The sequence below is a fragment of the Enterobacter sp. CCUG 70166 genome (assembly GCF_020224095.1).
GTDB classification, from domain to species: Bacteria; Pseudomonadota; Gammaproteobacteria; order Enterobacterales; family Enterobacteriaceae; genus Enterobacter; species Enterobacter intestinihominis.
The window spans coordinates 1-1,294 of the sequence record NZ_NRIQ01000090.1 but is presented as its reverse complement, the minus strand read 5'-3'; the positions used below and the strand labels follow the sequence as shown (position 1 = coordinate 1,294).

The 1,294-nt window shown below is 53.6% G+C and carries 1 protein-coding gene; it reads left to right on the top strand.

All coding sequences use genetic code 11. The annotated features are described in order from the left end of the window. The first annotated feature begins 106 nt into the window (after positions 1 to 106). Positions 107 to 1,240 carry a DDE-type integrase/transposase/recombinase gene (locus tag CKK19_RS25000; protein WP_223862991.1) on the top strand — a complete coding sequence of 378 codons (1,134 nt, stop codon included), beginning with the start codon at positions 107 to 109 and terminating at the stop codon, positions 1,238 to 1,240. Positions 1,241 to 1,294: the final 54 nt, after the last annotated feature.

Genomic DNA, 1,294 nt, shown 5'->3' with positions numbered 1-1,294 from the left:
GGTATGAACCGGAAACATGGGTAACACTTTAGACCGGATACATGGGTAACAGTTATAACTGGCATAGAAGAGGAGACTCGCTATGCCCTGGACTGAGACCCGACCTATGCAACGCCTTGATTTCATCCGTGCCTGCCATGCAGGTACGGATTCTTTTTCTGCCCTCTGCCGTCTCTTCGGCATCAGTCGAAAAACCGGTTACAAATGGCTTCAGCGTTTTGACCCCTCTGACCTGTCATCTCTCTCTGACCGGTCGCGTGCTCCGCACTCCCACTCCCGGACAGTTCCTGATGATATCGCCGGGCAGCTTACGGCCCTGAGGCAAAAACACCCTGACTGGGGCCCCAAAAAACTGCGGATGTGGCTGCTCAATCATCACGTCGATTTTACCGTCCCCGCTGCCAGTACTATCGGCGATATCCTCAAGCGTGAAGGCCTGGTTCCGGATAAAAAGCGAAAACGCAGAACCCCGGGCAATCGCCAGCCCCTGACCATCATCAGTGAGAACAATCAGGTCTGGAGCGCTGATTTTAAAGGCAAGTTCAGGCTGCTGAGCCGGAAATACTGTCATCCCTTCACCCTCACCGACAATCACAGCCGGTATCTTCTGAGCTGCCGGGGAGCAGACCGGGAGAGCGAGCCCTTCGTCAGGCAGTGCCTGACGGATGCGTTCCTGGAGTACGGTCTGCCGGAAGTCCTGAGAACGGATAATGGTCAGCCTTTCGCAGGAACAGGTATCGCCGGGTTAAGTCGCCTTGCAGTCTGGCTGATAAAGCTGGGCATCAGACCGGAACGCATCAGAAAGGGGCATCCGGAAGAAAACGGCCGTCATGAGCGAATGCATCGTTCGCTGAAAAGTGCAGTAAAACAGGGCAACATATTTATGACGATGGAAGAACAACAGCGGTGGTTCAGTGGCTACCGGGAAGAGTTTAACTATGAAAGGCCACATGAAGCCCTGGCGGGTGCAACGCCCGGAACGGTATGGCAACCCTCAGGCCGGCACTGGGATGGCAGGGTTCCTGAATATGCTTATCCGGAAGGAGGTACGGTCTACAGGGTGAAATCAAGGGGGACACTCTATATGGGGAAAAAGGGGACGGTGTTCCTGAGTGAAGCGCTGACTGATGAGTACATCATGCTGGAAGAACAAGATGATGGCCTGGAGGCCATCATCTTTAATGGAATAACGCTTGCGTACTACGACCGAAAAACCCAGAGTGTGCTCCGGATAGACTGAAAAGTGTTACCTATGTTCCCGGTCTGATCTGTTACCTATGTATCCGGTCATACA